This window comes from Prevotella sp. DNF00663 (assembly GCF_001553265.1).
Taxonomy (GTDB): domain Bacteria; phylum Bacteroidota; class Bacteroidia; order Bacteroidales; family Bacteroidaceae; genus Prevotella.
Map to the genome: position 1 here is coordinate 1 of NZ_KQ960655.1, position 22,661 is coordinate 22,661.

17 protein-coding genes are annotated in these 22,661 nt (G+C 44.9%); 14 read left to right on the forward strand and 3 right to left on the reverse strand.

Annotated elements, in window-relative coordinates:
- Positions 1 to 207 precede the first annotated feature (207 nt).
- The 5 genes from pepT (at position 208) to HMPREF3034_RS10120 (ending at position 6,483) form a co-directional block, all read left to right on the forward strand.
- Positions 208 to 1,431 carry a peptidase T gene (gene pepT, locus HMPREF3034_RS10100; protein ID WP_036896997.1) on the forward strand — a complete coding sequence of 408 codons (1,224 nt, stop codon included), beginning with the start codon at positions 208 to 210 and terminating at the stop codon, positions 1,429 to 1,431.
- Positions 1,432 to 1,512: 81 nt separating this feature from the next.
- Positions 1,513 to 3,762 (forward strand): cation:proton antiporter, encoded by a 2,250-nt coding sequence (locus tag HMPREF3034_RS10105; RefSeq protein WP_036897000.1) that lies wholly within the window; start codon positions 1,513 to 1,515, stop codon positions 3,760 to 3,762.
- Positions 3,763 to 3,898: 136 nt separating this feature from the next.
- Positions 3,899 to 4,669, forward strand: coding sequence for a NigD1/NigD2 family lipoprotein (locus tag HMPREF3034_RS10110; RefSeq protein ID WP_052052824.1), 771 nt, complete (start codon positions 3,899 to 3,901; stop codon positions 4,667 to 4,669).
- Positions 4,670 to 5,233: an RNA polymerase sigma factor gene (locus tag HMPREF3034_RS10115; RefSeq protein WP_062435296.1), complete on the forward strand. Its 564-nt coding sequence runs from the start codon at positions 4,670 to 4,672 to the stop codon at positions 5,231 to 5,233.
- Complete coding sequence (locus HMPREF3034_RS10120) at positions 5,230 to 6,483, forward strand: porin family protein (protein ID WP_062435299.1); 1,254 nt, start codon at positions 5,230 to 5,232, stop codon at positions 6,481 to 6,483. The genes HMPREF3034_RS10115 and HMPREF3034_RS10120 overlap by 4 nt, the downstream gene beginning before the upstream one ends.
- A 48-nt stretch (positions 6,484 to 6,531) precedes the next feature.
- Here the strand turns inward: HMPREF3034_RS10120 and HMPREF3034_RS10125 are convergent, their stop codons facing one another.
- The 3 genes from HMPREF3034_RS10125 to HMPREF3034_RS10135 all read right to left on the reverse strand — a co-directional run bounded on the left by HMPREF3034_RS10125 (position 6,532) and on the right by HMPREF3034_RS10135 (position 11,825).
- The gene (locus HMPREF3034_RS10125) at positions 6,532 to 9,372 is read right to left on the reverse strand and encodes a putative LPS assembly protein LptD (RefSeq protein ID WP_062435302.1); all 2,841 of its coding nucleotides are present in this window, start codon (positions 9,370 to 9,372) and stop codon (positions 6,532 to 6,534) included.
- 62 nt (positions 9,373 to 9,434) lie between these two features.
- The gene (locus tag HMPREF3034_RS10130; RefSeq protein ID WP_036897009.1) at positions 9,435 to 9,971 is read right to left on the reverse strand and encodes an HDIG domain-containing metalloprotein; all 537 of its coding nucleotides are present in this window, start codon (positions 9,969 to 9,971) and stop codon (positions 9,435 to 9,437) included.
- Between the two features lie 75 nt (positions 9,972 to 10,046).
- The gene (locus HMPREF3034_RS10135) at positions 10,047 to 11,825 is read right to left on the reverse strand and encodes an oxaloacetate decarboxylase (protein ID WP_062435325.1); all 1,779 of its coding nucleotides are present in this window, start codon (positions 11,823 to 11,825) and stop codon (positions 10,047 to 10,049) included.
- Between the two features lie 149 nt (positions 11,826 to 11,974).
- Between HMPREF3034_RS10135 and HMPREF3034_RS10140 the strand changes: the two genes are divergently transcribed.
- From HMPREF3034_RS10140 to mfd, 9 genes are all read left to right on the forward strand, one after another.
- Positions 11,975 to 12,817, forward strand: a complete 843-nt coding sequence (locus HMPREF3034_RS10140; RefSeq protein WP_036897012.1) for a hypothetical protein — start codon at positions 11,975 to 11,977, stop codon at positions 12,815 to 12,817.
- Between the two features lie 454 nt (positions 12,818 to 13,271).
- A complete protein-coding gene (locus tag HMPREF3034_RS10145) occupies positions 13,272 to 13,610 on the forward strand; it encodes an FtsB family cell division protein (protein ID WP_036897014.1) in 339 nt (112 codons plus the stop codon).
- Complete coding sequence (locus tag HMPREF3034_RS10150; protein ID WP_036897016.1) at positions 13,594 to 14,013, forward strand: hypothetical protein; 420 nt, start codon at positions 13,594 to 13,596, stop codon at positions 14,011 to 14,013. The genes HMPREF3034_RS10145 and HMPREF3034_RS10150 overlap by 17 nt, the downstream gene beginning before the upstream one ends.
- 144 nt (positions 14,014 to 14,157) lie before the next feature.
- Positions 14,158 to 14,988, forward strand: coding sequence for a DUF4369 domain-containing protein (locus tag HMPREF3034_RS10155; RefSeq protein ID WP_036897019.1), 831 nt, complete (start codon positions 14,158 to 14,160; stop codon positions 14,986 to 14,988).
- Positions 14,989 to 15,055: 67 nt separating this feature from the next.
- Positions 15,056 to 16,387 carry a dihydroorotase gene (locus tag HMPREF3034_RS10160; RefSeq protein ID WP_062435306.1) on the forward strand — a complete coding sequence of 444 codons (1,332 nt, stop codon included), beginning with the start codon at positions 15,056 to 15,058 and terminating at the stop codon, positions 16,385 to 16,387.
- 25 nt (positions 16,388 to 16,412) lie between these two features.
- Positions 16,413 to 17,597, forward strand: coding sequence for a metallophosphoesterase (locus HMPREF3034_RS10165; protein ID WP_062435309.1), 1,185 nt, complete (start codon positions 16,413 to 16,415; stop codon positions 17,595 to 17,597).
- Between the two features lie 22 nt (positions 17,598 to 17,619).
- A complete protein-coding gene (locus HMPREF3034_RS10170) occupies positions 17,620 to 18,381 on the forward strand; it encodes a lysophospholipid acyltransferase family protein (RefSeq protein ID WP_062435312.1) in 762 nt (253 codons plus the stop codon).
- 62 nt (positions 18,382 to 18,443) lie between these two features.
- A complete protein-coding gene (locus HMPREF3034_RS10175; protein ID WP_036897029.1) occupies positions 18,444 to 19,196 on the forward strand; it encodes a polyprenol monophosphomannose synthase in 753 nt (250 codons plus the stop codon).
- Positions 19,197 to 22,616: a transcription-repair coupling factor gene (mfd, locus tag HMPREF3034_RS10180; protein ID WP_062435315.1), complete on the forward strand. Its 3,420-nt coding sequence runs from the start codon at positions 19,197 to 19,199 to the stop codon at positions 22,614 to 22,616. It abuts the gene before it with no gap.
- Positions 22,617 to 22,661 lie beyond the last annotated feature (45 nt).

Here is a 22,661-nt window from a genome sequence, read left to right on the forward strand (position 1 = left end):
AAGAGGGGGTATCAATTTTGACACACCCTCCTACGATTCCTAAGATATAATCATTCTGCTATAGTTGCGTTATGACAAAGATATTTTTAGATTGGATAAGAATTTTATTTCCGTCTCCCACTTATGTTTTTTATATTTCTAAGTTTTGAAATTACGGGATTTTTATGTATGTTTGCAGTACTATATTTATAAAGACAAAATTGTAAAATGGAAATAACCGAACGATTTATCAACTACACCAAGTTCGACACACAGTCGGCTGAAGACTCTGAGACCGTGCCGAGTACGGCGAAACAATTGGAATTTGCCAAATATCTGGTTAAGGAATTAGAGAACGAAGGATTGAGCGATGTGAAGATGGATGATATGGGTTACATCTATGCCACACTGAAAGCTAACACCAAGAAGAAGTTACCGACCATCGGTTTCATCTCTCATTACGATACAAGTCCCGATGCCAGTGGCTACGGAGTAAAGGCACGCGTTATCGAAAACTATGATGGTAACGATATAGAATTGTCGCCGGGCATCATCTCTAGTACTGACAAGTTTCCTGAACTCAAAGACCATAAGGGCGAAGACATCATCGTTACCGATGGTACAACACTGCTCGGAGCCGACGACAAAGCCGGTATAGCTGAGATAGTACAGGCAATGTGCTACCTACGCGACCACGATGAGATAAAGCATGGAGACATTCGTGTGGGCTTCAATCCCGATGAAGAGATTGGTATGGGGGCTCATCATTTCGATGTAGAGAAGTTTGGTTGTGATTGGGCATATACCATGGATGGCGGCGATTTGGGCGATTTGGAATACGAAAACTTCAATGCTGCCAGTGCCAAGGTGTTTATCAAGGGTGTGAGTGTGCATACCGGATATGCCAAAGGTAAGATGATTAATGCCAATCGATTGGCTTGCGAGTTTAATAACATGATTCCGGAGACCGATTTACCGGAGACTACGGAGGGTTATCAAGGCTTTTACCATCTGCTAGGTATTGAGAGTCGTACGGAAGAAGCGAAGTTGAGTTATATTATTCGCGACCACGATCGAGAGAAATTCGAGGATCGCAAAGACTTCATGGAAGACTGTGTGAAGTGTATGAACGAGAAATACGGTGAAGGAACAGTACGTATTGAACTGAAAGATCAGTATTACAACATGAAGGAAAAGATAGATCCGAACATGCATGTTATCGATATTGTACTGAAAGCTATGCAGGAAAGCGGTGTAGCACCGAAGGTTGCTCCTATCCGTGGCGGTACGGATGGTGCGCAGCTCAGCTTCAAGGGCTTGCCTTGTCCCAATATTTTTGCTGGCGGTGTCAACTTCCACGGGCCTTATGAGTTTGTCTCTGTGCAGGTAATGGAGAAAGCTGTGGATGTCATCGTGAAGATATGCGAGATTACCGGGAACTATGAAGATTAACCAAAAGAACTATTCATAAATAAGCAAGGAGCTGAATGAACGGTGTACGCTCATTCAGCTCCTTTTCATATCAAACAATTTATGGCCGAATTACCCCATCTTATAGCCGATCTTGCCTTGATATTGGTTGTGGCAGGTATCGTTATCTTATTGTTCAAAAAGTTGTGCCAACCTCTCGTGTTGGGCTATATTCTTGCCGGATTCCTTGTTTCGCCCCACATGCCTTATACCATGTCGGTGGTCGATAAGGCCGATATACAGACGTGGGCCGATATAGGTGTGCTGTTCCTCTTGTTTGCTTTGGGACTGGACTTCTCGGTTAAGAAGATCTTGAAGATGGGGTTGGCACCGGTGATAGCTTCGCTTACTATCATTTTCTGCATGATGTTGTTGGGCATTAATGTCGGTCATGCGTTCGGATGGGGTAAGATGGACTGTATCTTCTTGGGTGGTATGCTGGCTATGTCGTCCACCACTATTATATATAAAGCGCTCGACAACCTTGGACTTCGGCAGCAGAAGTTTGCCGGATTGGTGATGAGTGTGCTTATATTAGAGGATGTATTGGCTATTGTTTTGATGGTAATGCTAAGTACATTGGCTGGTGGGAGTAGTCCGGATGGGGGACAATTATTCGGCTCATTGTTCCGTATTGGTTACTTCTTGGTGCTTTGGTTCGTCGTAGGATTGTTTGTTATACCAAGCTTTTTGCGCAAGACACGTAAGTTGATGAATAGTGAGACGCTGGTCATCGTGGCGTTGGGACTCTGCTGTCTGATGGCTGTCATCTCTACACAGGTAGGTTTTAGCAGTGCCTTTGGTGCATTTGTGATGGGCAGTATTTTAGCCGAGACGGTGGAAGCCGATAAGATTATCCGTGTGGTGGAACCTATTAAGAATCTTTTTGGAGCCATCTTCTTCGTCTCAGTGGGTATGTTGGTAGACCCTGTTGTGATGATGAAGTATGCCGCACCCATCGTTGTGTTGGTGTTGACCATCCTCGTCGGGCAGGGAGTATTTGGTACATTGGGCTTTTTACTCAGCGGGCAGTCGCTGAAGACAGCTATGCGTTGTGGTTTCTCTATGGCGCAAATAGGTGAGTTTGCTTTCATCATAGCCTCGTTGGGGTTGTCGCTTGGCGTAATCAGTAAATTCCTTTATCCGGTGGTAGTGGCCGTTTCGGTTATTACAACCTTCCTCACTCCGTATATGATGCGGGCTGCCGAACCATGCTATCTGTTGGTGGAGAGGCGCCTTCCCAAGCGCTGGTTGAGGCGTTTGAACCATTTGAGTGTGGACAATCACATGTCTAACGAGGCCGGAACATGGAGAATGTTACTGCGGAAGTTACTTGTCAGCACGGCCATCTATGGTATTTTGTCGGCTGCTGTGACTGCTATGATGCTCACTTTCTTCCTACCTTTTGTGCGCCATTTGCTGCCTCATTGGTGGGCAAACGGCGTGTGTGGCGTGTTGACGGTGGCTTTGATTTCACCTTTCCTGCGTGCGTTGGTGATGCGACATTTCCACAGTGAAGAGTTTAAACAGTTATGGACAGAGAATCGTATCAACCGTCTGCCACTGCTTTTCACAAGCTTGGTGAGGGTGATTATAGCATCGGCCTTCATCTTCTATATCTGTAATTACTTGACAAGGTTTACCAATGCGCTGATGATAACGATAGCTGTGGCTATGATAATCCTCATGATACTGTCACGGTCGTTGAAACATCGGAGTATCAGATTGGAACGTTTGTTCATTCAAAACTTGCAGTCGCGCGACATAGAAGCACGTGTGCATGGGCGTAAACGACCGCTCTTTGAGGGACATCTGCTTGATCGTGACATCCATATCAGCGATGTGGACGTGCCCGAAGATTCGGTGTGGGCCGGTCAGTCGCTACGGCAATTGCAATTCCGCAATCGTTTTGGGGTGCATGTGAGTAGTATCTTGCGTGGCAGACAGCGGCTGAACATCCCCAATGGTGATACGATAATCTTTCCCGGCGATACAATTCAGGTGATAGGAAACGATGAACAGTTGCATCATTTTTCTGCGGCTATGAAAGGAGCATTGGTGCCTGAAGATGCAGAAATAGAGAAGCGAGAGATGAAATTGCGGCAACTGGTAATCGGGAAAGATAGCTGTTTGGCCGGAAAAACATTGAAAGAAAGTGGTATCCGCGACCGTTATAATTGCATGGTTGTGGGTGCCGAGCAGGGGCAACAGACGCTCACGCTCATCAATCCTACCCATGTGTTTGAGGTGGGAGATGTGGTTTGGGTGGTAGGCGAGGAGTCTTCATTACAAGATTTGATGAAATTGGGATAAAGAATTCCTATTCCTAGCGATGTAATATCTATTTAACATGCTTTAAAGTTTATCAATGCAAGATTCTTTTATTTGTGTATTTACTGTTTGAGTACTCACCTACAAAATTAGTATTAACGCAAAAAACAGAACTGAAATGAAAACGAATAATGCAGTTTCCCAACTGATAAGACAGACTAAAGGAATAAAAATTACCGGTTTTCTATCGGTATTGATGATGATGGTAACATCAATTTTGATTACTTCATGTAACTCGGATGGTGATAATAATGGGTTTCGAGGTAAGCCATTGGCCAATGCTGTGGTAACGGTAAAACCTATGAAGGATGGAAAGAAGTTCTATATTTGGATGTCAGAAGATAAAGTTGGACATGCCAAAAATTATGCAAAATCACCTTTTGGAGACAAAGAAGTACGTGCGCTTGCCAATCTTCGGGAAGAAGGAAAGGATAAAAATGGTGTCTTGCAGTTCTATGTCAATTGGATGGATAGCATTAGAACGAAGCCCGCTGTGAAGACATTGGGCGAAAAGCAAGATATAGCAACGTACGGGAATGACCCTGTGGATGTTATCAGAGCGTTTCCTACGGTGGCTGAAGATGGCTATCTGACATTAGGATTCCACACGATGTGGGGAGTAAATAATAATAAGAAGCATGTCTTTAACCTTGTTATGGATACGAATCCTAAAGACCCATACGAGTTAGAATTCCGTCATCATGCGCATGGAGATGTTACTGGTGTACTGAGACCGGCTTTTATAGCATTCCGATTGGCTAAAATAGATAGTTTAGCTAAAGCGCAAGGGAAGAAGAAAGTAACATTGAAGTTGAAGTGGAAGTCGTTTTTCGGTCAGGAGAGCGTTACGTTTGACTATCGTGTGAGGGACGACTTATTAAAGAAATAAGTGCAACTAACAGAGACACAGCAAGAACTGCGCATTGCTCAGGGACTTCGCCAACGGAATAAAACGGCGATGAGGGACTTCTATGCTCTATATGCCGGAAGACTCACCGCCGTTTGTTCGCGTTATATACAAAGCGATGCCGATGTGAAAGATGTTCTTCAGGAAGCTCTGATTAAGGTGTTTATGAATGCCGAAAACTTTGAATATCGGGCTGCAGGGTCATTATTGGCATGGGGTAAAAGGATTGTAGTAAATGAAGCATTGAGCTTCCTCAGGAAGTCGAAGACTGTACCATTGTTGTTCGATGAAAACTTACCGGAGGTGGCAGACGATGATGATATGCCGGTAGACGAGGTGCCACCGAAGGTGTTACAAGAGATGATTCGAGAGCTGCCCGATGGGTATCGAACGGTATTCAACCTCTATGTATTTGAAGATAAAAGCCATAAAGAAATAGGAAATATACTAGGTATCAAAGAAAAATCATCGGCATCGCAGCTGAATAGGGCGAAAACGATATTGAAAAAGAAGATAATTGAATATAAGAAAGGAGGACGGGTATGAGCAATGATTGGCTAAAGACATTGCGTAGCAAGATGGAAAATTACGAGGAAACAGCTCCACAAGGGTTGCTAGACGATGTAATGGGACGTCTGGAAGTTCTCGATCAAGAGTATGCTCCAATCTCAATAGAAGAGGAAAAGGTACCTGATAAGGTGCGAGGCAAGGGCATTGTAGTTGCTTTATTGCTTGGTGCTGCGGCTGTGGGATTGGTTCTATTGACCAATACTTCGGTAAATCAGGTGAACCAAGGGGTGAAAATAAATGCCCCAATGGCAGATTTTCATGAACACGAAACTCCTACAAAACAGTATATAAGTGAAACTAATCAAGATTTGGTAGCCCAAGTTAAGAAGGCTGTCGAGAGTATATTACCACCGGTTGTGCGTCGTTTGGAGACGGATAATAGTGGGGGAATGATAGCTCAAGTATTGAATCAGGATAGCACAGTGGTATCGCCTGACCAACAGGTGTTGCCATCTAAAAAGACAGAAGAGAAGCCTATAACAGAGAAGAAACAAAACAAAACCTCGTCTACACGGTCTCGTGATAATGGATTATTGGCTTTGGTACATAATCAAAAGAAAACCCATGAAGGGTTGAAATTTGGCTTATCGCTAGGAGGATTACCTAAATCGGCTAATTTGAGTAACTCCGATTATGCGGCACTTGCTGTGAGTAATGACTATGAAATGTTGCCCGAAAAGACTACCTATATCATACCTGTGGGACAAAATGAAGTAAAAAAGAAGGTACATCATCATCAACCGGTGACTGTAGGAGTAACGTTGTCAATCCCATTAATGCATCGTTTGAGCCTTGAGACTGGTTTGATGTACAGCTATCACAGTTCTGATATGGCCAATGTCGTTGGTTCTACATCGTATAGTAGTAAGCAACAGCTTCACTTCGTGGGTATTCCGTTGGAAATGAACTACTCCTTATGGCAGAATAACAAGTTGAATGTTTATGTCGCAGCGGGTGGACGAGCTGAAAAACTACTCTCTGGTCGCCAAGAAAACGGGGAGGATAGTAATGGGAAGTCGACTTACAGTAAGGTTAAGATGGAACGATTGCAGTGGTCGCTAAGCAGTCGTATGGGTGTGGAATATAAATTATCACATAAACTAGGACTCTATGTTGAACCGGGAGCTGCCTATCATTTTGACAATAAATCAGATGTTCAGACGATTTATAACGACCGACCAATAACTTTTGAACTAAAAGCCGGTATCCGATTTAATACGAAATAAGCAAATAATAAAAAGAAGAAAGCGAGGCCAGACGGTCTCGCTTTTTATTTAATACCATTGAACGGCACTATTAACACCGCTTCGTTTATCGTATTTCAAGGCGTCGGTCAGCGTGCTGGCATTGCAGCGGAACGTGAAGTTATAGCTTGTATAAGGGGCTAAAACTACTGAGCAACTCATGTTGAAGCAGTGTAGGTCGCGCTGGAGAGAGGCCGTCGTCATACTCAGTTTGTGATAGTCGAAGTCGTAACCACTGGAGAAACTGATATTCCAACCGTCGCTGATGCGCAGATTGCCACTCACGTTGAGAGTTTGAGAGAACTTATATGGATAGCGCATTGTCTTTGTATTGAACGTACCGCCAGTGTTTTCGCGCATCGTAATACCATATCCGAAAGTCAAAGACCAAGGCATTGAGAAAGTCATATAGCCATCGTCGTCGGTCTCGGCTTTACCTCTTTTCTGCTTAGATTTAGCACCTCGCTGGCCTTCTATCATTTCGTCATCAACGTTACTCTCTATGTCTGTGTCCACACCTTCGGCATCAGGATCGTTCTTCTTTCGCTTTTTGTCGTCTGCATCGTCGTCACTTCCACCGCCAAACCATTTCTTTATCTTTTCAGGATTGAGTGTGAAAGAGAGGTTTTGCGACATTCCTTGGAATCGACCGAAGCGTCCTCGTCCCCATTCCGTGTGTGTGCCGACGAATGGCTTGCCATCTGCGCCAAGCTCATAAGCGTAAGTTGCGAAGACAGCATTCATATTAAAGGTGTAGCTCTTCCACCATTTCAGACGGATATTCATACTCAAATCACTCCAAGGACGTTCCTTTTCGGCAGCATTGTAAGACATGTTGAGGCCTAAATTATCAATGATACTAATCTTCTTAACGCCCGTAGAATCTTTGTCCGATTTCACTTTCATCTCGATATTATTGTCGATGGCGAAGCTGATACTTTTGGTTTGACCTATTGATGGAACTCCATATCTAGAGTCGGAATAAGGAGAATACTGCTCCCAAGTGACGTTTCCATTGGCATCGGTCTTTTGATATGAATCCCAATATCCATAACGACGTGCACCGAAGTCGGGCGCATAGCTGAAGTTGATGGTTGGTGTGATGACATGACGGATGGCTTGTACCTTGTCGCCGAAGAGCTTACGAGAGGGAATAAACATACCATATAGCTTGGTACTTGCACTTACGCTGAGGTTCCAATTGTAGAGATTGTGGAATCCGTAAGTCGTATCGGCCACCTCTTTTTGTGTTGCTGTGTCCCATGAGCGCATTACCTTGCGAGCCGTCATACGGTCTTGGAAGTTGAAAGAGGGTGCCACGTTCACTACATTAAAGAGCGAGAAGCTTCCTGTAATGGGGATGTTGTGCGACATACCGTTCTTCCATTCCTTAATCAGATTGGCGTGGAGTAGGTGGTCTTCTTTAGTTCTAATGGTGTTAGAGAACTGTCCTGTATAGCTTACCGAGATTTTTTCGTACCACCGTAGTTTTCCCGCTACGCTCTTACGGCGGAACGGATAGAAGCGACTCAAGCTGGCATTGAGGTCGGGCAAGGTCATTTCAATGGTTGAATCTTGCATGTTCTGCGCTAAGTTGGCAGTACTGCTCAAGGTCAATCCGATACTGGAAAATGTCGTACTCCAGCTTACCGAAGAGGTTCGAGTGCTTTGTGTGAGCGTGTAGGGATTGTATAGACTGTTCAGATTATTGCGCTCATAGCTCGATGTAGCGAAGTTTACGCTAGCCGAAAGCGAGCTATAAGGATTGGCTTTAGAGTCTTGCCGGTGACTCCACTGAATCTTAAAACTCTTCTGTTTGGAGTAATCCGGCAGTCCTTTATCGCCTGTTCTGGTATCTTGGTAACTCAATAAGAAACTGCCACTGTATCTATAACGCTTGCGATAATTGCTTGCCGCACTCAGTCCCCACGACCCTTTTGTGTAGATTTCTCCTAAGAGTTTTAGATCCCATTTATCGTTTATGGCAAAGTAATATCCACCATCTCTCAAGTAGAAACCACGTGTACTCTCATCACCATACGTTGGCATGATGAAGCCACTGGAGTAACTTTTGGTGAATGGGAAGAAGCCGTAAGGAATCGCAAAAGGCAGTGGCACATCGGCAACAACCAAGTATGCCGGCCCAAAAACGACATCCTTGCCGGGGCGAACCTTTGCTCTTGACAGCGCAATATAAAAGTCTGGGTGTTCTTCATCGCATGTTGTATAACGCCCATGCTTCAAGAATATCTCGCCATTGTCATTTCGTTTCGACAGTTCACTGGTCAAGAAGCCGTCTTGTTGCTTTGTGTATGTGTTTCTGATGAGCCCCTTTTTGGTCTTAAAATTGAAGGCCATGGTATCGCTTTCGTACGAATCATTCCCCATTTTGAATAAAGGAGTGCCGGTAAGTTCCTTTTGTGTGGAGTCTTTATAGGCTCCGGTGGCGTGTACCAAGCTACTGTCAAGATTCATATAAATTTTGTCGCTCGTCAAATCCATGGTCTCATACTTCACGTTAGCGTTTCCATAGAGATGTGCCACCTTTGATGTGGCATCGTAGACCAATGAATCTGTAGCTGTATAAGTGACGGGAGCGTCGATTCCATTCTTTTTTGTACGGTTGATGGAGTCTAACTTGATGGAGTCGTCTATCGCTTTGTTATGATGATAGATAGCCAATTGCATGGAGTCCATACGCAAGGTGTCGGGGATGATTCTGCCGAGTGAATCTCGCAAAATGGTGTCGTTCACCGCTGTAGAGTCTTTGGTAGCGGTCTTATGTTTCCTTTTAAAGAATTGCATATTGGAATTTGCCAACACAAAGATGAAGGCAAATAACAACAGTACTATGAACGAACATCTTCTCATAATTCGTACAAAGGTAAGAAAAAAGTGCAGATTCAGTCCCTGCACATAGTATATTTAACGTTTTACTCGAACAATTTACACCATGTGTCAAAGCGAGTTAAGCCGTCGCTTCCAAACTTTTCAAGACTCTTACGAGCTTGCTCTATGGTTTTCTCTCTGTCCAAATGAGTTTTACTGTAAAACTTGTCAGCGTAGCAGATGAGTTGCTCTTCTATCGTTTCGGGTAGGAAATCGCGACAGGGTAGAGGTAACTTTTGTTCTTTTATAGCTATAGCCGAGATGCCCGCACCGGTATGTCTTTCGCATACACGAGCATGTTTGTTGAAGCCTTCTTGCCGCATGAGCTCGGCTCCTAAGCGTCCGTGACAGATATAAGGCTCTGTTCCTGTGCAGTAAATACCCGGTGCATGGCATTTCATGATACCTATGTCGTGGAGCATGGCAGCTTCTTCTACGAATTGTCGGTCGATGTTTAGCTCCGGATGGCGGTCGATAATAGCCAAGGCTTTATCCGCTACGCTACGGCTATGTACCATTAATATATGGCGTAACTCATTGTTCTCGGGATAATATTTGTCAATGATGGTTTGGTAATCCATGAGTTCTTTAGTTCCTATTTAAAAAGGCACAACTCCTTAGATGGGGTTGTGCCTTCTGTATATAGATTGATATGCTTATTCAGCTGTAGGTCTTTCGATGTATGCAATCACGTCTCCCTTACTAATCTTAGCACCTTGCTTGGCGTTGATTTCAACGAGTTTGCCTCCGAGTGCAGCCGGAACAGTCTCGAATTCTCCCCATGGAGTCATGATGTAACAGAAAGCATCGCCCTCTTGGTATTCTTTTCCGATGAATGGTTCTACTGCCGGTGCAGCCTCACCTTCGCCTTGGAATTCCCAGAAAATCTGTCCCTTGACGGGTGAAACGATAGCATCTGCTTTCGCATGTTTGAATGCAGCAGCCTCTTCGGGAGAAACCTTTGCGCCGAGTTTTGCATCTTTTGCAGCCTGCAGATCGGCCAAGAAGTTCTTCTTAGCCTGTCCACTCTTATAGTTGCGATACTGTTCCGGGTGCATAGCAAGCTCGAAAAGCTCTTCTTCATCCTGTCCGTAGTCCCAACCGTTCTCGTCCATTTCCTTTCTGAAATCTTCGAGATTGTTCTTCAACAGTGTGTGTGGATCGGCGTCGGTGAACTCTAATCCTTTGGCCTTAGCCAACTCTACGAGTTCCGGGTCGATAGTTCCGGGTATCTTACCACTTCTTCCAAGAATCATACCCCACATAGAATCATCCATCATTACGAATCTTCCCTTGCCCTGTTCGAGCGTCAGCAAGTTCATCAAAGCGATGTTCTTAACATATTGTGAGAATGGGGTTACTAATGGAGGATAACCTACGCGTGGCCATACGTAAGCCACTTCGTCGAAGAGTTTTACGAGCATATCGTCTACAGACAGTTCCTCGTCGCCTTTCTTCTTGCGCAGATTGTTGATGGTTTGGCGGATACCTGTGAGGTCGGCCATCATGCTTCCCATCATACCACCGGGCAAACCACAACCCAAAAGCAGTGAACTCATCAGTTTGTTTTGTGGGTTGATGAAGTATCCCAACCACTCATCGATGAAGCTTTGAGTCAATGCACGCGCTTTCATATAGGCGTTCATGTTGATTTCGGGCACATCGAATCCTTCGTTTTTCAGCATGCTTTGTACTGAAATAACGTCCGGATGAACCTTACCCCAAGACAGTGGTTCGATGGCAGTATCAATGATGTCGGCACCATTGTTGCAGACTTCGAGGATAGATGCCATAGAAAGTCCGGGACCAGAGTGGCCGTGATATTCGATGATAATTTCAGGATGCTTATCCTTGATAGCTTTAGTGAGCTGACCTAATAAGGCTGGCTGACCGATACCGGCCATATCTTTCAAGCAGATTTCTTCTGCTCCGGCTTCGATAAGTTGCTCTGCAATGGCTGTATAATACTCCAGTGTGTGTACGGGAGAATTTGTGATACACAGGGCAGCTTGCGGAGTCATACCGCCTTCTTTGGCCCATTTGATAGAAGGGATGATGTTACGAACATCGTTCAAACCGTCGAAGATGCGGGTAATATTGGTTCCTTGCTTAGCCTTAACACGATACATCATGGCACGAACATCGTCGGGTACGGTGTACATACGTAGTCCATTCAAGCCACGGTCAAGCATGTGAGTCTTGATGCCGGCCTCATTGAAAGGCTTACAGAATGCGCGTACAGCTTCGTTAGGATTTTCGCCTGCGAGCAGATTTACCTGTTCGAAAGCACCACCGTTGGTTTCTACACGTGCAAAACATCCCATCTCAATGATGACGGGAGCTATGCGAGCCAACTCTTCTTTTAGTGGCTGGAACTTACCTGAACTCTGCCACATATCTCGATAGACGAGACTAAACTGTATTTTCTTCTTCATATTCGTTGAGTCCTTTTCTTTCAAGGGAAGCGGATAAATTTCCCTCATACGTTGAGGTGCAAAATTAGATAAAAAAAATCAAATATCCCACCATCTAATATATTTTTTACAATTATTGCATTAACTTTGCCATACAAAATAAAAAGGTTATGAAATTCCGCACATTGTTTGTTTTAGGCATCGTCTCATTGGCTTTGATGGCTTGTGGGGGAAAGAAAGACGTGAAGGAAAAAAAGCCTAATGGCTTGTTGGCCGGGGCTGAATTGTTACATCAGGACAAAGCTGTCTACGGACTGGCTTGCGAGGGTTGCACCGATTCTGTGGTGGTATTGCTTCCGCCCGATGGCAGCGATCCCGTCACATATAATATCATTGAGGCCACTCGCAACCACCAAATATATGGTAAAGTGAAGATTGGCGACTGGATAACGGTCGTGTTGGATGAGCAGAATAAGAAAGTGGCGAAGTCGGTAGTCGACTTGGATGAATTACGAGGTATTTGGTGTTACGTGGTCATGCCACAAATGCGCGACTATAATAAGATGAGTAAACACCTACAACAAACGATGATGCGCAACATGCCCGATTCAGTTAAAGCCACTTATCTCATCCCGCGTGAATACGGTTTTTGGCTCCGTCGCAACTGGGTGGCGCAGAGTATAGGCTATGTAGGGGAGAAGAGTTCGCTAGAGGATGAAAGTCCGGTAGTCTATCCGCAGTTAGGTTATTTCACCGGTTGGCGCATGTGGAACGGCAAACTGGTGGTAGCCAGATTGGCACATTCTTTTGGTACCAATCCGGGGAAGAATGGTGAGCAGGTTATTTGCGACACTTGTAATATCGACTATTTGCAAAACGACTCCTTGGTATTGAGTAGTGACGGCATCAGTCGTGGTTATTATCGCAAGAATAATATCAATGATGTCAATAAGAAGGCGATAGCGATAGCTGCTATGTTGAAACGTAAAGCATTGAAAAAAGCCACTGAATAGGGTGAATACAAGTAATCTCCCCTATCCCTCTATAGCCCCACTCCAGCCCTCCCCAAAAGGAGAAGGAGAAAGAAAAGAACCTTTTTCGTTCCAAAACTAAAAAACTCATCAACTCAATAACTTAAAAACTGAAACCTGAACTCGTCTACTTGTCTACTGGTAAACTTGTCAACTACCTCATTGCAACGTCTTCCCAGCATTGCTGTCTCGCCTCTTCAGCGATGCTGCATTGGCTTGGCAGCGATGTTGACTCGACTATGCAGCGATTTGGGCTTTTAACTTTTTGAGTTCATGAGTTGGTTAGTGAGTTTTTAAGTTTGTTAGTTTTTGAGTTGATGAGTGATGGGTGTGAGTCACTTTTTGAGTAAATTAGGGATGTGATGCCAAATAAAAAACATTTTCATTTTTTCTCTTTATTAATGATAAATGCTTACTTTTGCACGAAAGTAATATAATGAATCGTCGCTTAAACGTTATTTGGAGTTTGGCAGCTCACTATAAATATCTCATCGTAGTGGTGGTGGGTGTAGCCATTGTGGGCTTTTTAGACGAGAATAGCTTTCGTAAACGCATGGAACTTGAACTCCAAATAGACGACTTGAAGAGTGAAATAGAGAAGTACACACAACAGTACGAAGCTGATACAAAGCAATTGAAAGATCTTCGTCGGAATCCTAAACATATTGAAAAGATTGCACGCGAGCGTTATTTCATGAAAGCCGATGATGAAGATATTTATGTGTTGAGCGACGAAGAAGTGCCTGTAGAAACCAAAGATGAAACAACTGAGTAGATTGCAAAGTGTCCTATTCATGGTAGGCGGTGCACTGATGGTCATCGGTGCAGGGTGTTTTGTGTTTATGTTCCAACAGCAAATATTCTGTTGGGTGTTCCTTTTGGGGGCAGTGTTGTTTGCTGTGATGCAAATGATGCAAACCTATGAGGGGAAAAGTTTTATAGTTCGCCGCCTTAAAAAGATGTTGACGTTGGCTGATATTCTTTTTATTTTGGCCGGAATGTTGATGCTGAACGATGTTTACGGCATCTTTAGACCTTTGTTCTCCAACATCCTAGACTACGTAAACTATATGTATAACAAGTGGGTAGTCATGTTGTTAGTGGCAGCATTGTTGGAGATGTACGCCATGCATCGCATCTCTTCGGAATTAAAGAAAGAAGAGGGCGGGAGCCGATAATACCGATTTCGGATGCACAGGATTGCTCGCTGTGCAATTTATGAAAAAAATATAAAACCGATGTAGAATCAATTAAATACAATGAATTTGTTTTCTTACATCACGAATACACATTACCTTTGCTATAGAACAAGAAAACCGTTTATGAATAAAGTCTTATACGCATTTCTGACTATCATGGCTTTCACCTCCTGTATGAATTCATACAGTGTGGACGGAACATCGAATATGTCTACGCTTGATGGTCGGATGTTGTACTTGAAAGTACTGAAAAACAACGAATTCAAGAAATTAGATTCCTGCGAAGTAGTTCATGGACAATTCCATTTCACGGGGCCTGTAGACTCTGTGAGAATGGCTAATATCTTCATGGACGACGAAAGTGTGATGCCATTGATACTAGAAGATGGCGATATAAAGGTGCAAATCAACGATACACAGCTCACCGTTAGTGGCACGCCGCTTAACGATAAGCTGATGAAATTCTTCAAAAAGTACAATCAACTGAAGAACGATGAGGCCGAATTGGTGCATAAGCACGACCGTGCCATCATGGACGGAAAGGACATGAACCTTGTTAATTCGCATTTGAATAGCGAGGCTACACGTCTCTCTGAGCAAGAAGACCACTTAGTAACAAGTTTCGTGACCGAGAATTTTGACAATGCGCTGGGGCCGGGGGTGTTCTTCTTGGTGACCATAGGTAATCAATATCCGGAGCTGACTCCATGGATTGAAGACATCATGAGTAAGGCTACAGACCATTTTAAGAATGATCCTTACGTGAAGATGTACTATCAAAAGGCGCAGGAAAATCAACAGATAATGACGGGATTGAAAGAACCTAGTGGCGTCACGGTGGCTCCACAGGAGCCTCAAACGACGCCTCTGCCTCCTCCCGGTGCAGCTACCAATGCGGTTCCAGCGCCTACTCCCAATGATTTGGCCAAACCGGCAGAGCCGCAGAATAAGTAACTTCAATATGTATATACAATATCAAGGACAGGCTCTGAGTCTGTCCTTGTCTATAAAATAAGGTGTTATGAGAATTCTTATCACTGGTGGTAGAATCGTCAATGAAGGACATGTCTTTCCGGGGACGCTGTCTATTGTTGATGATCGTATCGAATCAATCATGGAAGGGGAGCATACATCCCGTGGTATCTACGACAAAGAGATAGATGCCACGGGGTGTTTTGTGTTGCCGGGTATTATAGACGATCATGTACATTTCCGCGAACCGGGTCTTACAACCAAGGCCGATATTGAGTCAGAAAGCCGTGCTGCCGCCTTTGGTGGGGTCACGTCGTATTTTGAGATGCCCAATACCAATCCGCAAACCACTTCGTTGGAGGCTTTGGAAGATAAGTTTGCTTTGGCCGGTGAGAAGAGTCATGTGAATTATAGCTTCTTTTTTGGAGCCACTAATCATAATACACATCTTTTTGAGAAGCTCGATCGCCGCCGCATTCCCGGTATTAAACTCTTCATGGGAAGCAGCACCGGAGGCATGTTGGTGGATAAGGAGCAAGCCTTGGTCGGTATCTTTGAAGAGGCAAAGCGACTGGATTTGCCGTTGATGACGCATTGTGAAGACACGGCTACCATTACTGCGAACATGGCTGAAGCGCGAAAGAAGGATGACGATCCGTCTATCTTGCTGCACTCACAGATACGTAGTGAGCAGGCATGTTATACATCTACCGAACTGGCTGTGCAGTTGGCACGTCGCTATGGTACTCGTTTGCATGTGGCACATCTTACTACTGCACGCGAATTGGAGTTCTTTGGGGTTGACAGCAACATCACGGCAGAGGCTGTTATTGCTCATCTGATGTTTTCGGATGCTGATTATCAGACGTTAGGGACGCTCATCAAGTGTAATCCGGCAGTGAAAACAGCGGCTGATAGAGATGCTTTGCGTCGCGCATTGACCGATGGTCGCATTACGATAGTGGGTACCGACCACGCTCCACATTTGTTGGTCGACAAGAAAGGAGGCTGTCGGAAGGCCGCTTCGGGTATGCCTATGGTGCAGTTCTCGCTTGTCTCTATGTTGCAATTGGTCGATGAAGGCGTTTTGGATATAGCCCGATTGGTGGCATTAATGTGCCATCACCCGGCTCAACTATTTGAGATTAGTGAGCGTGGATATTTACGTGAAGGGTATAAAGCAGATGTAGCTATTGTTCGTCCAAATGTAGATTGGACGGTGACGGAAGATATTATCCAAAGCAAATGTGGCTGGAGTCCGCTCTTAGGACATCATTTCCATTGGCGTGTGGAGCAGACATTGTGTAATGGTCGACTGATTTTTGACGGTGGAAAATTTGATGCTGATGCAAGAGGAGAAGCGTTGACGTTCAGAAGTTAAGATCCTATAGCAGTTTGGAAAGAAGATGATTGCACGCATATATATCCCCATCTTGCTGATGATTGTATTGTCCGACTTGTATATCGACATACATTATCTGCGGCGGAAGCTGCACCTTGGCGGTTGGAAGCGCCTCCTGTGGTGGCTTCCATGTATCGGTATGGTGGGCTATACGGTGGGGTTGGCAAGGGTTCAGAACTTCGTTCCGGATAACTTAACATGGATAGAAGTCTATTTAATATTGCTTGGTATCTTTGTCGTACCGAAGGCTATGTTCACCGTTTGCTCGGTTATGGGACTTGGTATTTGTCGTCTGACGCATCGAAGGAATAATTGGGGTAATCTTATAGGCTTCTTTTTAGGCATCTTGTTGATATTGATGTTCGTCTATAGCGTAACCTTTGGCGTGCGCCGATTAACGGTTAAGCGTATCGACTTGTATGTAGAAGAACTTCCGAAAGCCTTTGAGGGATATCGTATCGTGCATTTCAGCGATGCACATGTGGGCATGTTTGAGGGGGATAAGGCCGACTTGCTAAAGCGAGATATTGATAGCATCAATGCACAAAGGGCCGACTTGGTGGCTTTTACAGGAGATTTGCAGAACATGCAGCCCTCGGAACTCTATCCGTTTATGGATGTTTTGAGCAGTATTAAAGCTCCCGATGGTGTGTATTCGGTGCTTGGAAACCACGACTATAGCCAATATATCAATGCCGATGCGGCAATTAAAGCGGCCAATGAAAAAGAAATCATTGCCCGACAACGGCAGTTTGGTTGGCAACTGTTGCTGAATGAGCATGTCGTAGTGCGTCGTGGACAAGACAGTATCGTTGTTGTCGGTACAGAAAATGATGGGCGTGCGCCTTTTCCACAGCGAGCTGACTATGTCAAAGCCATGCGTGGAGTGGGGAAGAAAGCTTTTGTCATCATGCTGCAACACGATCCCTCGGCGTGGGACAGGCATGTATTGCCCCTCACATCGGCTCGATTGACCCTAAGCGGACATACACATGCCGGGCAAGTGAGCCTGCTAGGTTTCCGGCCAACGCGCCTTTCGTATACCCAAGACTATGGGCTTTACGAGCAGGCAGGGAGTTATCTCTATGTAACGGCAGGCTTGGGAGGCGTTGTTCCTTTCCGTTTCGGTGCTTCGGCCGAGCTTGTCGTCATCACATTACACCGTTTGGAAAGTAGTAAGAAATTATAAATTCATCAAGAAGAAAAGGAAGATGGTTACATTGTTATATCGCATCTATCAATTATGTATTGCGCTACCGGTGATTCTGATAGCTACAATACTAACGGCACTCGTTACCACTATTGGGTGCATTGTGGGCAATGGACATTTCTGGGGATACTATCCCGGAAGATATTGGTCGTGGCTTATCCCGAAGATATTGCTGCTTCCGGTGCGCGTAGAGGGACGTGAGAACTTGGAAAGGGGGCAATCCTATATATTTGTAAGTAATCATCAAGGAGCTTTTGACATCTTTTTGATTTACGGATACTTGCATCGTAACTTCAAATGGATGATGAAACGACAGCTTCGTAAACTTCCTTTTGTTGGTATGGCATGCGCTGCTGCCCATCATATCTTTGTTGATAAGCGAGGGCCAGCTAAGGTAAAAGAGACCTACGAAAAGGCTCGCGAGACATTGAAGGGAGGCATGTCGATGGTGGTATTTCCCGAAGGTGCACGCACGTTTACAGGTCATATGGGGAGTTTTAAGCGTGGTGCTTTCATGCTAGCAGATGAATTACAGTTACCGGTGGTGCCGTTAACCATCAATGGTTCGTTTGATGTGATGCCGCGAACACGCGATATGAAGTGGGTGTTGTGGCATCCATTACGCCTCACCATCCATCGTCCCATTATGCCGAAAGGACGCGGTGTGGAACAAGAACGTGCCATGATGGACGAGGCCTATCGTGCGGTGATAGGTGGATTAACGCCTGATTATCAAGGATATGTGGAAAATCCTGACCAATAATACAATCATTTGATGGCTTTTTTGTAACTTTGCAAATACTCAATAGAATAAAAATAAGCCTCATGAATAGCAGTGATAGCATCGTCATTATTCCTACTTACAATGAGAAGGAGAATATAGAGAAGATTATCCGTGCCGTTTTCGGCTTGGACAAGTGCTTCCATATACTTGTTATTGATGATGGAAGTCCCGACGGAACAGCCCGGATAGTGCATCAACTCATTGATACAGAGTTCTCCGATAGACTGTTTATCTTGGAGCGTAGTGGCAAGTTAGGTCTTGGTACAGCTTACATCAAGGGTTTTAAATGGGCGTTGGAGCACGATTATGAATACATTTTTGAGATGGATGCCGACTTCAGTCACGATCCCAAAGATCTTCCTCGGCTCTATGCAGCATGCCACGATGAGGGTTATGATGTGGCTATCGGGTCGCGCTATGTGAGTGGTGTGAACGTGGTAAATTGGCCTATTGGTCGTGTGTTGATGAGTTATTTTGCCAGCAAATACGTACGTATCATCACCGGATTTAAGGTGCACGACACTACAGCAGGATTCAAATGCTATCGTCGATGTGTGCTGGAGACCATTCCACTTGATAAGATTCGATTCAAGGGATATGCTTTCCAGATAGAAATGAAATATACGGCATACAAGATAGGCTTTAAGATTAAGGAGGTACCTGTAATCTTTGTGAACCGCCGGGAGGGCGTTAGCAAGATGAACGGAGGTATCTTTGGCGAAGCCTTCTTTGGCGTGATGCGGCTCCGAATGGACGGTATGTTCCGCAAATATCCGCCGTTGCCACGTGCATAAATGGATATACAAGACGTAAGAAAACATTATAGCACCCAGCCACAGGCGGGTGCTATGCTTCAATTACTCGGAGATGGAACGGCAGAACCTATTTCCTTGCAAGGTTTAATGGCTTCTGCTGCCCCCTTGTTCTTTGCTTCTTTAGCCGAGAAATTATCTCATCCGGTGCTTTTTATTATGCAAGATGCCGACGAAGCAGGCTATTTTTATCACGACCTAACGCAGTTGCTGGGCACTGAACAAGTCTTATTTTTCCCTTCTTCCTATCGTCGAGCTGTGAAATATGGGCAGCGTGACGATGCTAATGAGATACTTCGTACCGATGTGTTGGCTCGTTTGAGCAGCAATCCTCACCATCTTTTCATCGTTACTCATCCTGAAGCGCTGAGCGAACTCGTTGTTTCCAAGTCGTTCATGGACGAACGTTTGCTGCGATTATCGGTTGGTCAACGTATTGATATTACCGATGTTGAAGCCACATTAAGGGAATATGGATTCAACGAAGTGGACTATGTGTACGAGCCGGGACAGTTTGCTGTGCGTGGAAGTATATTAGATGTCTACTCCTATTCGTGCGAGATTCCGTTTCGTATCGACTTCTTTGGTGACGAAATAGACTCCATCCGCACTTTTGAAGTGCAAGACCAATTGTCTAAAGATAGACGTGATCAAGTAGAGATAGTGCCTGAATTGGCGATGCAGGCCACCGATAAAATATCCTTCTTGAAGTTCTTACCTGCCCAATCGGTGATTGTCTACAAAGATATTCTGTACATTCACGACACTATAGAACGCATTTATAAAGAGGGATTCTCGTCGCAGGTAATGACCGAACGTATGGAGGGAGCCACAGAAGTGGAGCAACGTGAGATCGTTCGCAGCATGCAACGAGAGCAAAATCTGCTTACGGCTACGGCTTTTAAAGAAGATATATCCGGTTTCAAACGAGTGGAGTTCGGGGCTAATAGCGACTTGGACAAGTCGCATCGTAAAGATGCAAAGCGGTCGTCGGTGCTTCGTTTTGACATTACACCGCAACCGTTGTTCCACAAGAATTTCGATTTGTTGTCGCAGACGCTGGAAGATTATCGTCTCAAATGTTACACCTTATATATATTAGCCGATAGTGAAAAGCAGCAAAAACGCCTGAAAGACATTTTCGGTAGCGAAGAGTTGCAGAAATACGACATTCATTTCGAGCCGGTCAACAAGACACTTCACGAGGGATTTGCCGATAATAACATGCGTGTTTGCTTCTTTACCGACCATCAAATCTTTGACCGTTTCCATAAATACAACCTGAAATCGGATGGTGCGAGAGCCGGAAAGATGGCACTTACCATGAAGGAATTGCAAGAGATGGAGCCGGGAGATTACATCGTTCATGTGGATTTGGGTATCGGAAAGTTTGGCGGTCTGGTGCGTGTTCCGGCCGGGAATTCGTATCAAGAAGTCATTCGTATCATCTATCAGAATAATGATAAGGTGGATGTTTCCATCCATTCGCTCTATAAAATCAGCAAATATCGCCGGCAAGATACAGGCGAACCGCCTCGTCTGAGTACCCTTGGAACGGGTGCTTGGGATCGTTTGAAGGAGAAAACCAAGAAGCGTATCAAGGATATAGCGCGTGATTTGATAAAGCTCTATGCCAAGCGCAGACAGGAAAAAGGCTTCTCGTTCAGTGCCGATTCGTTCATGCAACATGAGTTGGAAGCCAGTTTCCTCTACGAAGATACGCCCGATCAGAATAAGGCTACGGTAGATGTGAAGGCTGATATGGAGAGCAATCGTCCCATGGATAGGCTCGTTTGTGGCGACGTGGGTTTTGGTAAGACCGAAGTGGCGGTACGTGCGGCCTTCAAAGCAGCCGTAGACAATAAGCAGGTGGCTGTACTTGTGCCGACAACGGTGCTTGCTTTCCAGCATTATCAGACTTTCCGCGACCGCCTGAAAGACTTCCCTGTACGTGTAGACTACCTCTCGCGTGCTCGCACAGCTAAGCAAACCAAGGCAGTATTAGAAGATTTAGAGGCCGGGCGTGTGGACATTTTGATAGGTACACACAAGTTGATTAGCAAGTCGGTGAAATGGCACGACCTCGGATTACTGATTATAGACGAGGAGCAGAAATTCGGTGTTTCGACCAAAGAGAAGTTGCGTAAGCTCAAGACTAACGTTGATACGCTCACCATGTCGGCTACTCCTATCCCGCGTACCCTGCAATTCTCACTCATGGGAGCACGCGATATGAGCATCATCCGTACCCCACCACCCAACCGTTATCCCATCCATACTGAGCTATCTACTTATGGTCACGAGGTCATAGCCGATGCTATCAACTTTGAGATGAGTAGGAACGGACAAGTGTATTTCATCAACGACCGTATTTCCAACCTGCCGGAGATAGCTAATCTCATCAAGAAACATGTGCCCGACTGCCGTATTGCCATCGGGCACGGACAGATGAAACCTGAAGAACTGGAGCAAATAGTGATGGGATTCATGAACTATGACTACGATGTTTTGCTCTCTACATCTATTGTAGAGAACGGTATAGACGTTGGGAATGCCAATACCATCATTATCAACGATGCTCATAGGTTCGGATTATCCGACCTCCACCAGATGCGTGGACGTGTTGGACGAAGCAATCGTAAGGCTTTCTGCTATTTGCTTTCGCCTCCCAAGAGTGTGTTAACGCCTGAAGCACGACGTCGACTAGAGGCTTTGGAGAACTTCTCAGAACTGGGTAGTGGTTTCAATTTGGCCATGCAAGATTTGGATATTCGTGGTGCCGGCAATTTATTAGGTGCTGAACAAAGCGGATTCATGGAAGATTTAGGCTACGAAACCTATCAGAAGATATTGAATCAAGCCGTTACCGAACTCAAAAATGAGGAGTTTGGCGACCTCTATGCCGAAGAGATTGCGCGTGGAGAGGAAATATCCGGTGGGGAATTTGTGGAAGATTGTGCTATCGAGAGTGACTTGGAGATGTATTTCCCCGATAATTATGTGCCGGGAAGCAGCGAACGAATGTTGCTCTATCGCGAACTTGATAACATCGAAGATGATGATGCTCTGGAGGTTTACAAGCAGCGATTGGTAGACCGCTTTGGTCCAGTTCCGCCCGAAGGGGAGGAATTGATGCAGGTGGTAGCGCTTCGTCAACTCGGCAAATCGCTTGGTTGCGAGAAGATAATGCTACGTCAAGGTCGTATGAACATGCAATTTGTGAGCAATCCGGAAAGTGTTTATTACAAGAGTTCTACGTTTGGTAAGATACTAGACTACATCGGTTTGCATGCCCGACGCTGTGACTTGAAAGAGATAAAAGGTCGCCGACTTATGCATATCTCGCAGGTTCCTACCGTCGGAGATGCCGTGAAGGTGTTGAGAGAAATAAGGGGAATATAATTTGAAAAAATTATCCTTTTATACCAAAGGTAGATGATTTGGCAT